We start from the raw sequence: 12,701 nt of genomic DNA, 5'->3' as shown, positions 1-12,701 counted from the left end.
CTACTGGCCGGCGGCCGGGCGGGCGACGTGCCAGACGCCCATCTTGCCCTCGCCGAGCATGTCGCCCGGCTTCTGGTCCTGGATGAAGGTGTACAGCGGCTTGCCGTAGTAGGCCCACTGCCAGCTGCCGTCGGCGCGCTGCAGCGTGCTCCAGTCGTCGTTGCCCTGGGCATCGGCGGTAGCCACCAGCGGCGGCCAGTTGGTCGCGCAGGTATCGTTGCACATCGACTGGCCGGGGCTGTCCTTGTCGTAGGTGTACAGGGTCATGCCCCGGGCGTCGACCAGCATGCCGTCCTTGACCATCGCCGGTTCGGCCGCCTGGGCCTGGCCGAGCAGCGCAAGCAGGGCGCCGCCGGCCAGCGCCAGCAGGGGTGGAGGGATTCTGAGCATCGCGGCTCTCCTCGGTGGGATGGGAGGACCCGGCGACCGCGAGGACAGGCGGACGGCACGCCAGGCACCGGCTGCCGGCAGGCGCCGGCGAGCCCTTGCAGCATAGCCGAAGCCGCCCGCCGGCCCCTTCGCCGCCGCCATGTAACATCGCTGCAATAATTCCGTTATGTAATGCCGGCATCGCCACGGAATCACAGAGACAGTCCCATGGTTGGCAAATCCATCCTCATCGTTGACGACGAAGCACCGATTCGCGAGATGATCGCCGTCGCCCTGGAAATGGCCGGCTACGAGTGCCTCGAAGCGGAGAACAGCCAGCAGGCCCACGCGCTGATCGTCGACCGCAAGCCCGACCTGATCCTCCTCGACTGGATGCTGCCCGGCACCTCCGGCATCGAACTGGCCCGCCGCCTCAAGCGCGACGAGCTGACCGCCGGCACGCCGATCATCATGCTCACCGCCAAGGGCGAGGAGGACAACAAGATCCAGGGCCTGGAGGTCGGCGCCGACGACTACATCACCAAGCCGTTCTCGCCGCGCGAGCTGGTCGCCCGGCTCAAGGCGGTGCTGCGCCGCGCCGGCGCCAGCGACGGCGAGACGCCGATCGAGGTCGGCCCGCTGGTGCTCGACCCGCTCAGCCACCGCGTCACCATCGACGGCAAGCCGGCGGAGATGGGACCCACCGAGTACCGCCTGCTGCAGTTCTTCATGACCCACCAGGAGCGCGCCTACACGCGCAGCCAGCTGCTCGACCAGGTGTGGGGCGGCAACGTCTACGTCGAGGAGCGCACCGTCGACGTGCATATCCGCCGCCTGCGCAAGGCGCTCGGCGAGAGCTGCGAAAACCTGGTGCAGACCGTGCGCGGCACCGGCTATCGTTTCTCCACCAAGGGCTGACGCACGCGTCACTCCCTGGCCTTCGCCGCCCCGCCGGGGCGGCCGCTTTACAAGGATCGCAAGGTGAACCAAGACTGGCGCGGCATCCTCCTCCGCCGCCTGCTGTTGCTGCTGGGGGCCTGCCTGCTGCTCGGCCTGGTCACGGGCCAGTACGCCTGGGCGCTGGTGCTCGGCCTCGCCGGCTACCTGTACTGGAACCTGCGCCAGCTGCTGCGCCTGCACCACTGGCTGAAGAACGCCGACGAACTGCCGCCGGAAGGCTCCGGCGTGTGGGGCGAGGTGTTCGACCAGATCTACCACCTGCAGAAGCGCAACCAGCGCGCCCGCGGCCGCCTGCAGGCGGTGATCGACCGCGTGCAGGAGTCCACCGCCGCGCTCAAGGACGGCGTGGTCATGCTCGACCGCCAGGGCAACCTGGAGTGGTGGAACCGCGCCGCCGGCCAGCTGCTCGGCCTCAAGCGCAAGCAGGACGGCGGCCAGCCGATCACCAACCTGGTGCGCCATCCGCGCTTCAAGGAATACTTCGAGCAGGACAACCACCGCGAGCCGCTGGAGCTGCCCTCGCCGGTCGACGACCACCTGCGCCTGCAGCTGCAGCTGACCCTGTACGGCAACGGCGAGCACCTGATGCTGGTGCGCGACGTCACCCGCCTCCACCAGCTCGAACAGATGCGCAAGGACTTCGTCGCCAACGTCTCCCACGAGCTGCGCACGCCGCTGACCGTGCTCACCGGCTACCTGGAGACCCTGCAGGACAACGTCGACGACATCCAGCCACGCTGGCGCCGCGCCCTGCAGCAGATGCAGCAGCAGGGCGCGCGCATGCAGAACCTGCTCAACGACCTGCTGCTGCTGGCCCGCCTGGAGGCCACCGACTACCCGGCCGACAGCAAGCCGGTGGCGGTCGACCTGCTGCTGCTGTCGATCCGCGGCGACGCCCAGGCGCTGTCCGCCGACCGCCACCGCATCAGCCTGGAGGCCGACGCCACGGTCAGGCTCAAGGGCAGCGAGAGCGAGCTGCGCAGCGCCTTCTCCAACCTGGTGTTCAACGCGGTCAAGTACAGCCCGGAGGGCGGCGAGATCCGCATCCGCTGGTGGGCCGACGCCGAGGGCGCGCACCTCGCCGTGCAGGACAGCGGCCTGGGCATCGAGGCCAGGCACATTCCGCGCCTCACCGAGCGCTTCTACCGGGTCGACGCCAGCCGCTCGGCCAACACCGGCGGCACCGGCCTGGGCCTGGCCATCGTCAAGCACGTGCTGATCCACCACCGCGGCCAGCTGCAGATCGACAGCACGCCGGGCAAGGGCAGCACCTTCACCTGCCACTTCCCGCCCGCGCAGGTGGTGCGGCGCTGAAGCGGCGGCGGCGGGCTTGAAAGCCGCGCCGCCGCCTCCCATGCTATGGGCTTTCCACTGCGACAAGCCCCCATGGACCCTTCCCCTGCCTATACCGCCGCCCGCTACTTCGCCGACTTCGGCCTCGTCCTGTTCGCCCTGCTGCTGGTCCTGCTCAACGGCTTCTTCGTAGCCGCCGAGTTCGCCATGGTGAAGCTGCGCGCCACCCGCGTCGAGAGCATCGCCGCCGAGCACGGCTGGCGCGGCCACATCCTGCGCACCGTGCACGGCCAGCTGGACGCCTACCTGTCGGCCTGCCAGCTGGGCATCACCCTCGCCTCGCTGGGCCTCGGCTGGGTCGGCGAGCCGGCCTTCGCCCACCTGCTCGAGCCGCTGCTCGGCTACTTCGGCGTCGACTCGCCGGCGCTGGTGCACGCCATCGCCTTCTTCACCGCATTCTTCATCATCTCCTACCTGCACATCGTGGTCGGCGAGCTGGCGCCCAAGTCCTGGGCGATCCGCCAGCCCGAGCGCCTGTCGCTGTGGACCGCCGCGCCGCTGTACGCCTTCTACTGGGCCATGTACCCGGCGATCTGGCTGCTCAACGCCAGCGCCAACGCCATCCTGCGCATCGCCGGGCAAGGCGAGCCGGGGCCGCACCACGAGCACCACTACAGCCGCGAGGAGCTCAAGCTGATCCTCCACTCCAGCCGCGGCCGCGACGCCGGCGACCAGGACCTGCGCGTGCTGGCCTCGGCCATGGAGCTGGGCGAGCTGGAGGTGGTCGACTGGGCCAACTCGCGCGAGGACCTGGTATGCCTGGACGCCGACGCCAGCCTCGACGAGATCCTCGCCGAGATCCGCCGCCACAAGTTCAGCCGCTACCCGGTGCAGGACGCCGCGCAGCAGTTCGTCGGCGTGCTGCACATCAAGGACCTGCTGCTGGCCCTGCCCGAGCCCGGCGAGGCCGCCGCCTTCGACCTGCGCAGCCTGCTGCACCCCATCGAGCGGGTGTCGCGGCACCTGCCGCTGGGCCGCCTGCTCGAGCAGTTTCGCCAGGGCGGCGCGCACTTCGCCCTGGTCGAGGAGGCCGACGGCAAGGTGGTCGGCTTCCTGACCATGGAGGACGTGCTCGAGGTGCTGGTCGGCGACATCCAGGACGAGCACCGCAAGACCGAGCGCGGCCTGCTCGCCTACCAGCCGGGCAAGCTGCTGGTGCGCGGCGACACGCCGCTGTTCAAGATCGAGCGCCTGCTCGAGGTGAATCTCGACGACGTCGAGGCCGACACCCTGGCCGGGCTGGTCTACGACAGCCTCAAGCGCCTGCCCAGCGAGGACGAGACGCTGGAGACCCACGGCCTGCGCATCATCGTCAAGAAGATGAAGGGGCCGAAGATCGTCATGGCCAAGGTGCTCAGGCTGGACTGAACCGGCGCCCTATTCGCCCAACGCCAAAGGGCCACCCCGCGGGGTGGCCCTTGTCGTTGGCGAGCCCTGCAGTGCGGTCAGTCCTCGCCGCCGATGGCGAAGTTGGGCAGGCTGTCCACCGGCTGGGCGAACTGGAAGGGGATCGACTCCACCGCCAGGCCGACGTTGCGCTGCACCACGAAGTGCAGGTGCGGGCCGGTGCTGCGCCCGGTGTTGCCGGAGCGGGCGATGGGCGCGCCGGCGCGCACGCGCTGGCCGGGGGCGACCTGCACCGAGCCCTGCTGCAGGTGCAGGTAGACGCCCATGGTGCCGTCGTCGTGGAGGATGCGCACGTAGTTGCCGCCGGGGTACGGCGCCGCGCCGGCCTGGCTGTTCAGGGTGCCGACCACCACCCCCTCGCGGGCGGCGAGGATCGGCGTGCCCTCGGGCATGGCGATGTCCACCGCGTGGCGGCCCTTGGGCGTGAAGTGGCTGTACAGGCCGTTGGCGCCCTGGCTCTGGCGGAACGGCCCGCCCTGCCAGGGCAGCGGGTAGCGGTAGGGGCGCGGCAGCAGGCGCGGGTCGCCGAGGGCGTGGCTGAGTCTGGGCGTGTAGCGCAGCGGCTGCGCCGGGTCGCGCGGCGCCAGGGTCAGCAGGCGGATCTGGCTGCGCGGCGGCAGGATCCAGCGCAGCGGCCGGTCCGGCGCGCCGCTGGCGTTGGCGACGTCCTCCACGCGCAGCTCGACCTCCACCGGGGCGAACAGCTCGTTGTGCACCCGCAGGGTGTGGCCGCCGGCGTGCCTGACGGTGTCCAGGCGCACCCGCGCATCCGGCGCCTCGGCGCGCGGCGCCGCGCCGGGCGCGCGCAAGCCGCCGGGCTGCAGCTGGAACACCTGCGCGCCCGGGCGGGCCTGGTCGCTGTAGGTGACCACGCCGTTGGCGTCGACATGCTTGTAGATGGTCAGCGCGCCGGCCGGGGCGGCCAGGCCGGCGAGCAGGAAACCGAGCAGGAGGGAGCGGACGGTCATGATGGCACGCTGTCAGCAGGGCGGAAGACCGGGCAAGCCTACCAGCCCGGCCGGCGTCCGGGTGAGACGCGTTCGGCGCTGCCGCGAACGGATTCGCGCCGGCCTGATCTGGATCAGGCCGGCGGCGCTCAGGCCTGGTCGGCCGGACCCTGCTTGGCCAGCCCGGTGTGGCGCACGTCGGTGCCGCGCACCAGGTAGATCACCAGCTCGGCGATGTTGCGCGCGTGGTCGCCGATGCGCTCCAGCGAGCGCAGCGCCCAGATCACGCTGAGCACGCGGGAGATCGAGCGCGGGTCTTCCATCATGTAGGTGGCCAGCTCGCGCAGCGCGCTCTTGTACTCGCGGTCGACGATCTTGTCGTACTGCGCCACCGACAGGGCGAGGTCGGCGTCGAAGCGGGCGAAGGCGTCCAGCGCCTCCTGGACCATCTTGCGCACCTGCTCGCCGATGTGGCGGATCTCCACGTAGCCCTTGGGCGCCATGCCGTCCTCGCACAGCTCGATGGCGCGCTTGGCGATCTTGGTGGCCTCGTCGCCGATGCGCTCGAGGTCGATCACCGACTTGGAGATGCTGATGATCAGGCGCAGGTCGGAGGCCGCCGGCTGGCGGCGGGCGAGGATGCGCACGCACTCCTCGTCGATGTCGCGCTCCATCTGGTTGATCTGGTTGTCGACGTCGCGTACCTGCTGGGCGAGGCCGGAGTCGGCGTCGACCAGCGCGCTGACCGCGTCGCTGACCTGCTTCTCCACCAGGCCGCCCATGGCCAGCAGGTGGCTGCGGATGTCCTCCAGCTCGGCGTTGAACTGGGCGGAGATGTGATGGGTGAGACCGTCTTTGTTGATCATGTGCGAACCCTCGCTGAAACCGGATACCTGAACAGGATGGAGTGGCCCTTGGAAAATCGTGTCGGACAAGGAGGCGACGCGCAGACAGTACACGACCCGTACGGCAAGCGTCGCCGACGCAGCCCGGCGCGATTTGCCATGGCCACTAGCCGTAGCGGCCGGTGATGTAGTCCTCGGTCTGCTTCTTCGCCGGGTTGGTGAACAGGGTATCGGTATCGCCGAACTCGATCAGCTTGCCCATGTACATGAACGCGGTGTAGTCGGAGACGCGCGCCGCCTGCTGCATGTTGTGGGTGACGATGACGATGGTGTACTGGCCCTTCAGCTCGTTGATCAGCTCCTCGACCTTGAGGGTGGAGATCGGGTCGAGCGCCGAGCAGGGTTCGTCGAGCAGCAGCACTTCCGGCTGCACCGCCACGGTGCGGGCGATCACCAGGCGCTGCTGCTGGCCGCCGGAGAGGCCCAGCGCCGAGTCGTGCAGGCGGTCCTTGACCTCGTCCCACAGCGCCGCGCTCTTCAGCGCCCACTCCACGGTCTCGTCGAGCACGCGCTTCTGGTTGATGCCCTGCAGGCGCAGGCCGTAGACCACGTTCTCGTAGATGCTCTTGGGGAACGGGTTGGGCTTCTGGAACACCATGCCGACGCGGCGGCGCAGCTCGGCGACGTCGACGCCCTTGGCGTAGATGTCCTTGCCGTCGAGGCGGATCTCGCCTTCCACGCGGCAGCCGTCGACCAGGTCGTTCATGCGGTTGAAGGTGCGCAGCAGGGTCGACTTGCCGCAGCCCGACGGGCCGATGAAGGCGGTGACGCGGTTGCGCGGGATGTTCATCTGCACGTCGTACAGCGCCTGCTTGTCGCCGTAGAACAGGTTGAGGCCGGGCACCTCGAGGGCCACCGGCTCGCTGGCCAGGTCGAGGGTCTGCTTCTTGCGGCCCAGGCTGTCGAGGTTGATGCCGTGGGTGTGTTGTTGCGACATGGGGATCTCCCTACGCTCACAGTTCGGTTGCGCAGCGCGGGCCGCCGTGCGGCCCGCCGGCTGCGGCGGAAATCGGTCAGTGGTCCAGCGCCTTGTACTTCTCGCGCAGGTGGTTGCGGATGTACACCGCGCTCAGGTTGAGCAGGGCGATCACCAGCACCAGCAGCAGCGCGGTGGCGTACACCAGCGGGCGGGCGGCCTCGACGTTGGGGCTCTGGAAGCCGACGTCGTAGATGTGGAAGCCCAGGTGCATGATCTTCTGGTCGAGGTGCAGGTACGGGTAGTTGCCGTCCAGCGGCAGGCTCGGCGCCAGCTTGACCACGCCGACCAGCATCAGCGGCGCCACCTCGCCGGCGGCGCGCGCCACGGCGAGGATCATGCCGGTCATCATCGCCGGGCTGGCCATCGGCAGCACCACCTTCCACAGCGTCTCGGCCTTGGTCGCGCCGAGCGCCAGCGAGCCCTCGCGCAGGGCGCGCGGGATGCGCGCCAGGCCTTCCTCGGTGGCGACGATCACCACCGGCACGGCGAGGATCGCCAGGGTCAGCGACGCCCACAACAGGCCCGGGGTGCCGAAGGTCGGCGCCGGCAGCGCCTCGGCGAAGAACAGCTGGTCGATCGAGCCGCCCAGCACGTAGACGAAGAAGCCCAGGCCGAACACCCCGTAGACGATCGCCGGCACGCCGGCCAGGTTGTTCACCGCGATGCGGATGATGCGGGTCAGCAGGCCCTGCCTGGCGTACTCGCGCAGGTAGATGGCCGCCAGCACGCCGAACGGGGTGACGATCACCGCCATGATCAGGGTCATCATCACCGTGCCGAAGATCGCCGGGAAGATGCCGCCCTCGGTGTTGGCCTCGCGCGGCTCGTCGCTGACGAACTCCCACAGCTTGGCGAAGTAGAAGCCCAGCTTGTCGAAGGTGCCCATGGCGTTGGGCTGGAAGGCGCGCACCACCTTGCCCAGGCTCAGCTCCACCTCGCGGCCGTCGACGGTCTTGAGCACCACGCTGTCGCGATTGAACTGCTGCTGCAGGGCGACCAGCTGCTCCTCGAGCACCTTGTACTCGGCGTCCCACTGGGCGCGCTCGGCGTCCAGGTCGGCCTGCGCGGCGGCGTCCAGCCTGCCTTCCAGCTCCAGCTCGCGGGTCTGCAGCCGCAGGCGCTCGAGGCCGGCGTTGATGCGGCCGATGTCCTTCTTCTCCAGGCGGGCGATCTGCGCGTGCAGCTCGTCGACGCGCTCGATGCGCGCCTGCAGCTCGGCCCAGGCGGCGTCGCCCTGGGCGACCAGCTGGCCGCCCTCCTTGACCGCCTGCAGATAGCCGTAGAAGTTGCCCCACTCGCGGCGCTCCAGCACCGCCAGCTGCGCGGGGGTGCCCGGCTCGTGCAGCCACTCGCCGACCACCCAGCTGAAGTCGGCGCCGTACACTTCGCGGTTGCCGACCTTGAGCAGCTCGCGGGTCATGAACTCGCCGCCCTTGACGTCCACCGGCAGGCCGCTGGCGGCCAGGCGCGCGCGCGGCACTTCCTCGGCCTGCACCACCTCGCCGGCGATCAGCTTGGCCGGCTGGCCGGGGATGCGGTACTCGGCCTGCACCACGTCGGCCGGCCAGAAGTGGCCGAGGCCGCGGGTGGCGATCACCGCCAAGAGGCCGAGGGTCATGATCACGGCGATCGACACCGCGCCGCCGGTCATCCACACCCAGGGCGTGCCGCTCTTGAACCAGGTTTTCAGGTTTTGCTGTTTCACGTTCACGGACGTCTACCTTTCCAGAGCCTCAGAGCGACGCGTACTTCTTGCGCAGGCGGGTGCGGATCAGCTCCGCCAGGGTGTTCATCACGAAGGTGAAGGCCAGCAGTACCAGCGCGGCGAGGAACAGCACGCGGTAGTGGGTGCTGCCCACCTCGGACTCCGGCATTTCCACCGCCACGTTGGCGGCCAGGGTGCGCAGGCCCTCGAAGATGTTCATCTCCATGATCGGCGTGTTGCCGGTGGCCATCAGCACGATCATGGTCTCGCCCACCGCGCGGCCCATGCCGATCATCAGCGCCGAGAAGATGCCCGGGCTGGCGGTGAGGATCACCACGCGGGTCAGGGTCTGCCACGGCGTGGCGCCCAGGGCCAGGGAGCCGAAGGTCAGGCTCTTCGGCACGCTGAACACGGCGTCCTCGGCGATCGAGAAGATGTTGGGGATCACCGCGAAGCCCATCGCCAGGCCGACCACCAGGGCGTTGCGCTGGTCGAAGGGGATGCCCAGGTCGTTGGACAGCCACAGGCGCATGTCGCCGCCGAAGAACCAGTTCTCCAGGTGGCCGCTCATGCTCAGGGCGAAGGCGCCGACGCCGAGCACCACCGGGATCAGCAGCGCGGCTTCCCAGCCGTCCGGCACGCGCAGGCGGATGCCCTCCGGCAGGCGGCTCCAGATCCAGGCGGCGAGGACGATGCCGAGCGGGGTCAGCAGCAGCAGGCTGAAGATGCCCGGCAGGTGGCCCTCGACGTAGGGGGCGAGGAACAGGCCGGCGAAGAAGCCGAGGATCACCGTCGGCAGCGCCTCCATCAGCTCGATCACCGGCTTGACCTTGCGGCGCATCGCCGGGGCCATGAAGTAGGCGGTGTAGATGGCCGCGCAGATCGCCAGCGGGGCGGCCAGCAGCATGGCGTAGAAGGCCGCCTTGAGGGTGCCGAAGGCCAGCGGCGCCAGGCTCAGCTTGGGCTCGAAGTCGGTGTTGGCCGAGGTCGACTGCCAGACGTGCCTGGGCTCGTCATAGCTCTCGTACCAGACCTTGCCCCACAGCGCGCTCCACGACACTTCCGGGTGCGGGTTGTCGACCACGAAGCGCTTGAGCTGGCCGTTGCTCTCCACCAGCACGCGGCTGGCGCGCGGCGACAGGGCGGCGACCGCGGCGCCGTCGGCGACCGGCTCGGTGAGCAGGGTGCGGTGCGCGGTGCTGTGGAAGATGCCCAGGGTGCCCTTGGCGTCCAGGGCCATGAAGCCCTTGCGGCGCTCCTCGGCGAGGATCTGGGTCACCGGGCTGTCGCCCAGCTGGAAGTCGCGGATGCGGGTCAGGCTGGCCTTGCCGTCCTGGCCGCGGACCATGAACCACTGGGCGATGCCGCCTTTCGAGTCGCCGACCATCAGCGACAGGCCGCCGAGCAGCGGGCTGGCGGTGGTGATCTCGGTGCCGGCGTCGCGGGCCAGGTCGTAGCGGCCGTTCAGGCTGTTGTTGCGCAGGTCGAACACGTCGGCGGTGGCGCGGCCGTTGAACACGTACAGCCACAGGTGGCGCGGATCGATGTCCAGGGCGCGGATCGGGTCGGCGATCTGCGGCAGGTCGATGCGCCGCTCGCTGAGGCTGGTCTCGCCGGTGAACAGGTTCTCCTCGCGCTCGAGGCTCAGCACGTGCAGCTCGGCGCCGGTGGAGGCGGCCAGCAGCAGGGTCGAGTCGTTGAGGCTGACGCCGACGGTGTCCAGCGCGCGGCCCTGCGGGTCGAGGGCGATCGGCGCCTCGCCGAACGGGTACTCGACCACCGGGACGATGGTCTTGACGTTGTTCGGGTAGGACACCTTGTAGTTGTGCTGCAGCACCAGCACCTGGCCGTTGGACAGGCCCAGCGCCACGCGGCGGCTGCCCGGCTGGTCCTGGCCGACCGAGCGGATGGTCGTCCCGGCCGGCAACGGCAGGCCGACCCTGTCCAGCGCCGCGCCGTTCTGCAGGTCGAAGAACTGCACGCTGCCGGCGCGATCCAGACGCATGGCCACCTGGTTCTGCTCCTCGATGGCCAGCAGCAGCGGCTGCTCCTGCTGGGCCAGCCAGGCCGGCTGCTGGGCGTCGCGCGCCTCCAGCGAGGCGCCGCCGAAGATCGGCAGCACCACATAGGCCAGGTAGAAGAAGATCAGGGTGATGGCGGCCAGCACGGCCAGGCCGCCGATGGACACGTACCAGCGCGCCAGGCGGTCCTTGAGTGCACGCATGCGACGCTTGCGCTGCAGCGCCGGGGTATCGAAATCCAGCCGCTGCGATTTTGTGAGAGAGGTCATGGTTTCACGGGCCAAGTCATTCATGCGCACACCCTAGCGGGGCTTTATGACACAAAGATTACAGAGCGGTGACGCGGCGACGCCCGCCACTCTCGCGAGGGTGGCGGGCGTCGCTGGGGTCGGGCTGGCGCCCGGGGCGTCCGTGCCGCCTGCAAGTCGACGACTTACAGGCCCAGCTCCTTGAGGGTCTTCTCGGCGATCTTGCTCGGCAGCGGGATGTAGCCGTCCTTGACCACCACTTCCTGGCCCTGCTTGGACAGCACCAGCTTGATGAACTCGGCGTCCAGCGGGCTCAGCGGCTTGTTCGGCGCCTTGTTCACGTAGACGTAGAAGTAGCGCGCCAGCGGGAACTTGCCGGCCAGGGCGTTGGCTTCGTTGGCCTCGAAGGCTTCGCCGCCCTTCTTGGACAGCGGCACGGCCTTGACGCTGGAGGTCTTGTAGCCGATGCCCGAGTAGCCGATGGCGTTCAGGGTGCTGGAGATCGACTGCACCACCGAGGCGGAACCCGGCTGCTCGTTGACGTTGGCCTTGAAGTCACCCTTGCACAGGGCTTCTTCCTTGAAGTAGCCGTAGGTGCCGGACACCGAGTTGCGGCCGAACAGCTGGATCGGCTTGGCGGCCCACTCGCCGGTCAGGCCCAGGTCGCCCCAGGTCTTGATGTCCTTGTCGCCACCGCACAGGCGGGTGCTGGAGAAGATCGCGTCGACCTGGGCGATGTCCAGCGACTTGATCGGGTTGTCCTTGTGCACGAACACAGCCAGGGCGTCGATGGCGACCGGCACGGCGGTCGGCTTGTAGCCGTACTTCTCTTCGAAGGCCTGGATCTCGTTGTCCTTCATCGGACGGCTCATCGGACCCATGTTGGCGGTGCCTTCGGTCAGCGCCGGCGGCGCGGTGGAGGAACCGGCGGCCTGGATCTGGATGTTCACGTTCGGGTAGTTCTTCTTGTATTCCTCGGCCCACAGGGTCATCAGGTTGGCCAGGGAATCGGAACCGACGCTGGACAGGTTGCCCGACACGCCGGTGGTCTTCTCGTAGGTCGGCAGAGCCGGGTCGATGGCGGCAACCGCACTGGCGGTGGCGACGCCGGCGGCGACGAAGGTCATGGCCGCCATCAAACGCTTCAATTTCATGCCTTGCTCCTAACGGGGGAGGGGATGGTTCGGATCGGGGGCCAGTATCGGCAGGCCGCATGAACACTCTATGAAGCGTTTGTGACAATTGCATGACGACACCGGGCGTGCGGCGGGTTGCCGCGGCCGGGCCCGCCGGCGCTGTCGCTTTGCCCCGGGGCTTGGCACAATTGCCGCTGTGCACAACAACAATTCCCCGAGCCCCGCTGAAAGCATGAACGAATTCGAACAGGAAGATCCCATCCCGCAGGGCGACCTGGCCCTGCAGATCACCGCGCTGCCGCGCGAAACCAACGGCTTCGGCGACATCTACGGCGGCTGGCTGGTGGCGCAGATGGACCTGGCCGGCACCGCCATGGCCAGCCGCATCGCCGGCGGCCGGGTGGCCACGGTGGCGATCGACCGCATGGCCTTCCTGGTGCCGGTGGCGGTGGGCGCGCAGCTGTCCTTCTATACCCAGACGGTGGCCGTCGGCCGCAGCTCGGTACGCCTGCTGGTCGAGGTGTGGAGCGACGACCCGCTGACCAGCGAATGGCGCAAGGTCACCGAGGCGGTGTTCGTGTTCGTCGCCATCGACGCCAGCGGCCGCACCCGCCCGCTGGCGACGCGCGCCTGACGGCGGCCCCGGACGGCACAACGCCAGCCCGAGGGCT

Annotated in this window: 11 protein-coding genes; 4 read left to right on the top strand and 7 right to left on the bottom strand. The window is 69.2% G+C overall.

What is annotated here, in order from left to right:
- A complete protein-coding gene (locus SK095_RS15510) occupies nucleotides 1-390 on the bottom strand; it encodes a hypothetical protein (protein ID WP_320546787.1) in 390 nt (129 codons plus the stop codon).
- Between the two features lie 207 nt (nucleotides 391-597).
- Between SK095_RS15510 and phoB the strand changes: the two genes are divergently transcribed.
- The 3 genes from phoB (at nucleotide 598) to SK095_RS15495 (ending at nucleotide 4,050) form a co-directional block, all read left to right on the top strand.
- Entirely contained in the window at nucleotides 598-1,287 is a 690-nt protein-coding gene (gene phoB / locus SK095_RS15505) for a phosphate regulon transcriptional regulator PhoB (protein ID WP_136491354.1), read from the top strand.
- 63 nt (nucleotides 1,288-1,350) lie between these two features.
- Nucleotides 1,351-2,643, top strand: a complete 1,293-nt coding sequence (phoR, locus tag SK095_RS15500) for a phosphate regulon sensor histidine kinase PhoR (RefSeq protein WP_320546786.1) — start codon at nucleotides 1,351-1,353, stop codon at nucleotides 2,641-2,643.
- Nucleotides 2,644-2,715: 72 nt separating this feature from the next.
- Nucleotides 2,716-4,050, top strand: a complete 1,335-nt coding sequence (locus SK095_RS15495; RefSeq protein ID WP_320546785.1) for a hemolysin family protein — start codon at nucleotides 2,716-2,718, stop codon at nucleotides 4,048-4,050.
- Nucleotides 4,051-4,127: 77 nt separating this feature from the next.
- On the opposite strand, the gene SK095_RS15490 is transcribed toward SK095_RS15495, so the two are convergent.
- The 6 genes from SK095_RS15490 to SK095_RS15465 form a co-directional block, all read right to left on the bottom strand.
- Entirely contained in the window at nucleotides 4,128-5,057 is a 930-nt protein-coding gene (locus SK095_RS15490) for a peptidoglycan DD-metalloendopeptidase family protein (protein ID WP_201485317.1), read from the bottom strand.
- 128 nt (nucleotides 5,058-5,185) lie between these two features.
- The gene (phoU, locus tag SK095_RS15485) at nucleotides 5,186-5,902 is read right to left on the bottom strand and encodes a phosphate signaling complex protein PhoU (protein ID WP_136490157.1); all 717 of its coding nucleotides are present in this window, start codon (nucleotides 5,900-5,902) and stop codon (nucleotides 5,186-5,188) included.
- Between the two features lie 145 nt (nucleotides 5,903-6,047).
- Nucleotides 6,048-6,878, bottom strand: coding sequence for a phosphate ABC transporter ATP-binding protein PstB (gene pstB / locus SK095_RS15480; protein ID WP_136490156.1), 831 nt, complete (start codon nucleotides 6,876-6,878; stop codon nucleotides 6,048-6,050).
- 76 nt (nucleotides 6,879-6,954) lie between these two features.
- The gene (gene pstA / locus SK095_RS15475) at nucleotides 6,955-8,571 is read right to left on the bottom strand and encodes a phosphate ABC transporter permease PstA (protein ID WP_414153895.1); all 1,617 of its coding nucleotides are present in this window, start codon (nucleotides 8,569-8,571) and stop codon (nucleotides 6,955-6,957) included.
- 82 nt (nucleotides 8,572-8,653) lie between these two features.
- On the bottom strand, nucleotides 8,654-10,939 hold the full coding sequence (locus tag SK095_RS15470) for an ABC transporter permease subunit (RefSeq protein WP_201485319.1): 2,286 nt from the start codon (nucleotides 10,937-10,939) through the stop codon (nucleotides 8,654-8,656).
- Between the two features lie 140 nt (nucleotides 10,940-11,079).
- Nucleotides 11,080-12,048 carry a phosphate ABC transporter substrate-binding protein PstS family protein gene (locus tag SK095_RS15465; RefSeq protein ID WP_136490153.1) on the bottom strand — a complete coding sequence of 323 codons (969 nt, stop codon included), beginning with the start codon at nucleotides 12,046-12,048 and terminating at the stop codon, nucleotides 11,080-11,082.
- Nucleotides 12,049-12,262: 214 nt separating this feature from the next.
- On the opposite strand from SK095_RS15465, the gene SK095_RS15460 reads away from it, so the two are divergent.
- Nucleotides 12,263-12,664, top strand: coding sequence for an acyl-CoA thioesterase (locus SK095_RS15460; protein WP_136490152.1), 402 nt, complete (start codon nucleotides 12,263-12,265; stop codon nucleotides 12,662-12,664).
- The last annotated feature ends 37 nt before the right edge of the window (nucleotides 12,665-12,701 follow it).

Origin of the sequence: Pseudomonas sp. AN-1, assembly GCF_034057115.1 — a bacterium.
Taxonomy (GTDB): Bacteria; Pseudomonadota; Gammaproteobacteria; order Pseudomonadales; family Pseudomonadaceae; genus Geopseudomonas.
Note: the sequence above shows the minus strand (reverse complement) of the source record. Positions and strands in the feature narration are given on the sequence as shown.

Coding starts and splice junctions, on each gene's coding strand:
- SK095_RS15510 (WP_320546787.1), bottom strand. CDS start 390: ATGCTCAGAATCCCTCCACCCCTGCTGGCGCTGGCCGGCGGCGCCCTG.
- phoB (WP_136491354.1), top strand. CDS start 598: ATGGTTGGCAAATCCATCCTCATCGTTGACGACGAAGCACCGATTCGC.
- SK095_RS15495 (WP_320546785.1), top strand. CDS start 2,716: ATGGACCCTTCCCCTGCCTATACCGCCGCCCGCTACTTCGCCGACTTC.
- SK095_RS15490 (WP_201485317.1), bottom strand. CDS start 5,057: ATGACCGTCCGCTCCCTCCTGCTCGGTTTCCTGCTCGCCGGCCTGGCC.
- phoU (WP_136490157.1), bottom strand. CDS start 5,902: ATGATCAACAAAGACGGTCTCACCCATCACATCTCCGCCCAGTTCAAC.
- pstB (WP_136490156.1), bottom strand. CDS start 6,878: ATGTCGCAACAACACACCCACGGCATCAACCTCGACAGCCTGGGCCGC.
- pstA (WP_414153895.1), bottom strand. CDS start 8,571: ATGACCGGCGGCGCGGTGTCGATCGCCGTGATCATGACCCTCGGCCTC.
- SK095_RS15470 (WP_201485319.1), bottom strand. CDS start 10,939: ATGAATGACTTGGCCCGTGAAACCATGACCTCTCTCACAAAATCGCAG.
- SK095_RS15465 (WP_136490153.1), bottom strand. CDS start 12,048: ATGAAATTGAAGCGTTTGATGGCGGCCATGACCTTCGTCGCCGCCGGC.
- SK095_RS15460 (WP_136490152.1), top strand. CDS start 12,263: ATGAACGAATTCGAACAGGAAGATCCCATCCCGCAGGGCGACCTGGCC.